The organism is Kitasatospora putterlickiae, from assembly GCF_039527695.1.
In the GTDB taxonomy this organism is placed as follows: Bacteria; Actinomycetota; Actinomycetes; order Streptomycetales; family Streptomycetaceae; genus Kitasatospora; species Kitasatospora putterlickiae.
This window is the reverse complement of the sequence record NZ_BAAAKJ010000360.1, coordinates 1-4,386: the sequence shown is the minus strand read 5'-3', so window position 1 is coordinate 4,386 and position 4,386 is coordinate 1. Positions and strand designations below refer to the sequence as shown.

The window sequence follows — 4,386 nt, the reverse complement described above, 5'->3', positions numbered from 1 at the left end:
ACCGCGGCGACCGCGGTGGTTACCGCGGCGGGCGCGACGACCGTGGCGGCTACCGCGGTGGCCGTGACGAGCACGGCGGCCGCGACCAGGACGACCGCCGGGGCAACTACGAGCCGGTCAGGCGCCTGCCGATCCCGGAGGACGTCACCGGCTTCGAGATCGACGCGGACGTCCGCCAGGAGCTCAAGAGCCTGCCCAAGACGCTCGCCGACGACGTCGCCCGCAACCTGGTGATGGTCGCCCGCCTGCTCGACAGCGAGCCGGAGGAGGCGTACCAGTACTCGCGCGTCGCCCTGCGGCTGGCCTCCCGCGTCGCCGCCGTCCGTGAGGCGGCCGGCTTCGCCTCGTACGTGACCCAGCGCTACTCGGAGGCGCTGACCGAGTTCCGCGCCGCCCGCCGGATGACCGGCCGGGTGGACCTGTGGCCGGTCATGGCCGACTGCGAGCGCGGCCTGGGCCGCCCGGAGCGGGCGCTGGCGATGGCCGGCGAGCCCGAGGTCAAGCAGCTGGACAAGGCCGGTCAGGTCGAGATGCGCCTGGTCGCGGCCGGTGCGCGCGGCGACATGGAGCAGTTCGACGCCGCCGTCGTCACCCTGCAGAGCCCCGAGCTGGCCTCGTCGGCCGTGCACTCGTGGACGGCGCGTCTGCGGTACGCCTACGCCGAGGCGCTGATCGCGGCCGGCCGTGGCGAGGAGGCCCGCGACTGGTTCGCCAAGGCCGCTGAGGCGGACACCGACGGCACCACCAACGCCGCCGAGCGCCTCGCCGAGATCGACGGCGTGGAGTTCGTGGACGCCCTGGACCCCGAGCTCGCCGACGAGGAGTCCGAGCCGGCCGTCGCCGAGCCGGCCAAGCGCAAGGGCGGCGAGGCCTCGGACGAGGACGTCATCTTCGAGGACGACGAGGACGTCGAGGAGTTCTACGACGAGGACGACCTGGAGATCGACGAGGACTTCGACGGCGTGGTCCCCGAGCGGGCCCCCGCCGCCGAAGAGGCGAAGAAGGACGACGAGTCCGACAAGTAACCGTCGGACCTGACGACGAGTGAGGCCCTGCCGCGCCCCGGGAGATCCGGGGTGCGGCAGGGCCTCACTGCGTTCCGGCGGGTCGGCCGGGGCGAGGGGGCGTCAGCCGAGTTCGAGGTTGCGCAGCACCAGTCCGGTGGCCGGCTTCGGGCCGAAGGAGGTGGACTTGCGCGGCATGGTGACGCCCTGTTCGGCGAGCCGGCGGACCACGCTCTCCCGCACCGGGTGCAGCAGCACGGCCGTCCCGCCGCTGCGGGCGGCCTCGCGTTCGGCGGCGGCCGCCGTGTGCAGGTAGCCGATGTCGTCGGGGCCGTCGGGGACCCGCCAGGTGTGGTCGAGCAGGGTGGAGTGCAGCACGGTGGCGTCCAGGTGGCGCCACTCCTCGGGCTTGTCGCGCGGCACGGTGGCGTCGAGCAGGGTCTCGTCGGGGTCGCCGACGAGCCGGTAGACGCCGTCCCCGCCGGTCAGCAGGAAGCCGCTGCCGCCGTGCCGCTTCTGCTCGGCGAGGGCCTGCAGGGCGGTGTCCAGCGGGCCGGGGACCTCCTTGACCCGCCACTGGTCGCCGAGCCGCCGCAGGGCCTCGGCGACCGGCAGGCGGTACAGCACCCGGTGGATGGCCCGCACCCGCAGCGGGTAGCGGGCGGTGTCGACCAGCAGCACCAGCCCGCGGTCCCAGGGGCTGCGCGGCAGGTGGCGGTGCTCGCGCTGGAGCCGCAGGTACATCTCCCAGCGGTGGTGGCCGTCGGCGATGAGGGCCCGGCAGGTGGCCAGGTCGCGGCCGACCGAGGCGATCTCGGCCGGGTCGGTGACCGACCACAGGCGGTGGTGGGTGCCGTCGGAGGTGGTCGTGGTGAGCAGCGGTTCGCCGCGTACCGCGTGCTCGATCACCTCGGCCGCCCCGCCGCTGCCGCGGTAGGTGAGCAGCAGTGGTTCGAGGTTGGCCCGGGTGGTGCGCATCAGGCCGACCCGGTCGGCGACCGGCCGGGGCATCACGTCCTCGTGGGGGAGGACCACGCCGGTCTCGTTGCCGCTGATCGCCAGGGCGCCGATGAGACCGCGCTGCAGCAGCTCGGGGGTGTCGCCGGTGGCGGGCACCCGCTGCTCGTAGACGTACAGGGCGGGCACCGGGTCGGCGGCCAGGACGCCCTCGCGCTGCCACTCGCGCAGCAGCCGGGCGGCGTGCCGGTAGCGGGTGTCGCGGTCGGGGCGGTCGCCGGTGTCCTCCGGTTCGGGGCGCGGCAGGATCAGCCGGACGACGTTGTGCGGGTCGGCGGTCTCCAGGTCGAGCCTGCGGCCGGGGTCGACGACGTCGTACGGCGGAGAGGTGACGGAGGCCAGGGCGCCGACCCGGTCGGGGACGTACCGGAGGCCGCGGAACGGGGACAGGGACAGACCTGCGGTGGCGACGTGCCCGGGATCGCCGGGGCCGCCGTGCGGAGACTCCACTCCGCTTTCTGCACTGGGTGTGCTCATTCTGGGCATCGTAACCGGGTACGCGTTGTTCAGAGATCGGAACACCCGTGCCGGTCCGGCGGCGGGTGTCGTGACCGAGGGCGAGGTACGGCGTGGACGAGCGCGACGAGCGGGTGGACGACGGCGTCGGTGGCGGTGCCGGCGGGGCCGTCGGTGGCGGCGGCGTGCCGGAGCAGCAGCGGCGGTCCGGGGACCCGGCGGGGGACGTCTACGAGTGGTTCCGCCGGGGCGCGAAGCTGCTGGCCCAGGGCAATCCGGCGGCGGCCGAGCAGCTGCTGGCCCGGGCGGCCGCGGCGGAGCCGGCCTCGCGCAGCATCCGGGAGTCGCTGGCCCGGGCGCAGTTCGACGCGGGCTCGTACGCGGCGGCGCTGGAGAACTTCCGGACCGTGGCGCTGGCGGATCCCTCGGACGACTACGCTCAGTTCGGGTGGGGTGTGGCGGCGGCCCGGCTGGGGGACTTCGAGTCCTCCGCCGAGCACCTGGCGCTGGCCGTGGCGATGCGGCCGGACGCCGATCACTACCGGGCCGCGCTGCGGCAGACCCGGGCGACGCTGGCGGCCCGGGCCGGGGCGTTCGGCCCGCTGCTGCCGGGGGCGCCGGGGTACCTGGAGCCGCCGCGGGGCCGGGCTTCCGGGCAGGAGCCGGGAACCACGGCGGGTCCGGAACCGACGGGTGAGCGGGACCGGCGGGACGGCTGAGCCCGGACGGACGGGTGCCCACGGGGCCCGCGCCGGCCGCCGTCGGCACCGATGAGCACGAATGACGCGATGAGTGAGGTAGGGCAGGCATGACCGAGACGGCCACCACCGTGCGACGGACCGCGCCGGGCGGCAGCGAGCAGCCGCTGACCGAGGCGTACGACACGGCACTGCTGGACCTCGACGGCGTGGTGTACGCCGGACCGGACGCGATCGAGCACGCCGTGGACTCGCTGGCGGCGGCCCGCGAGGCCGGGATGCGGCTGGCGTACGTGACCAACAACGCCTCCCGCCCGCCCCGGGTGGTGGCCGCGCACCTGAGCGAGCTGGGCGTGCCGGCCGAGCCGGCGGACGTGATCAACTCCGCGCAGGCGGCGGCCCGGGTGCTCGCCGAGAAGCTGCCGGCCGGCGCGAAGGTGCTGCTGGTGGGCGGCCTGGGGCTGGAGGAGGCGCTGGCCGAGCGCGGGCTGGTCGCGGTCCGGTCGCTGGCCGAGGAGCCGCTGGCGGTGGTTCAGGGCTTCGACGCCTCAGTGGGCTGGACGCACCTCGCGGAGGCCTCGTACGCGGTGCAGGCCGGGCTGCCGTGGGTGGCGTCCAACACCGATGTGACGGTGCCGACCGCGCGCGGGATCGCGCCGGGCAACGGGATGCTGGTGGCGGCCGTGAGGGCGGCGACCGGGGTGGAGCCGGAGGTGGCGGGCAAGCCGCTGCCGCCGATGCACCGCGAGACGGCGCTGCGGACGGGCGCGAAGCGGCCGCTGGTGGTGGGTGACCGGCTGGACACCGACATCGAGGGCGCGTTCAACGGCGGGGTGGACAGCCTGCTGGTCTTCACCGGGGTGACCACGGCGGCGCAGCTGCTGGCGGCCCCGGCCGAGCACCGGCCGACCTATCTGGCGGCGGACCTGCGGGGGCTGCTGACCGGGCACGCGCCGGTCACGGCGCGGCCGGGCGGCGGGTTCTCCTGCGGCGGGTTCGTCGCCTCGGCGCAGGACGGCGTGCTGCGGCTGGAGGGCGTCGGGGCGGACCGCTGGGACGGGCTGCGGGCGCTGTGCGCGGCGGCGTGGACGGCGCTGGACGCGGACGGCGAGCCGGCCGACGGCCGCAAGGCGCTGGCCGAGCTGGGGTTCTAGCGGCAACGCCGTTCAGTTAGGCGTGGGGCCTGCATGTCAAGGCCGGTAGGCAAAGCA

4 protein-coding genes are annotated in these 4,386 nt (G+C 75.5%); 3 read left to right on the top strand and 1 reads right to left on the bottom strand.

The features are described from left to right. The first annotated feature begins 125 nt into the window (after positions 1–125). On the top strand, positions 126–1,025 hold the full coding sequence (locus ABD308_RS32675; protein WP_344343141.1) for an FUSC family protein: 900 nt from the start codon (positions 126–128) through the stop codon (positions 1,023–1,025). A gap of 102 nt (positions 1,026–1,127) precedes the next feature. Here ABD308_RS32675 and ABD308_RS32670 read toward each other — a convergent pair whose 3' ends face one another. Beyond that, entirely contained in the window at positions 1,128–2,498 is a 1,371-nt protein-coding gene (locus ABD308_RS32670) for a DUF1015 family protein (protein WP_344343137.1), read from the bottom strand. A gap of 92 nt (positions 2,499–2,590) precedes the next feature. Between ABD308_RS32670 and ABD308_RS32665 the strand changes: the two genes are divergently transcribed. Both ABD308_RS32665 and ABD308_RS32660 read left to right on the top strand, forming a co-directional pair. Continuing rightward, complete coding sequence (locus ABD308_RS32665) at positions 2,591–3,196, top strand: tetratricopeptide repeat protein (protein ID WP_344343135.1); 606 nt, start codon at positions 2,591–2,593, stop codon at positions 3,194–3,196. Positions 3,197–3,285: 89 nt separating this feature from the next. Then, positions 3,286–4,329: an HAD-IIA family hydrolase gene (locus ABD308_RS32660; protein WP_344343133.1), complete on the top strand. Its 1,044-nt coding sequence runs from the start codon at positions 3,286–3,288 to the stop codon at positions 4,327–4,329. Positions 4,330–4,386: the final 57 nt, after the last annotated feature.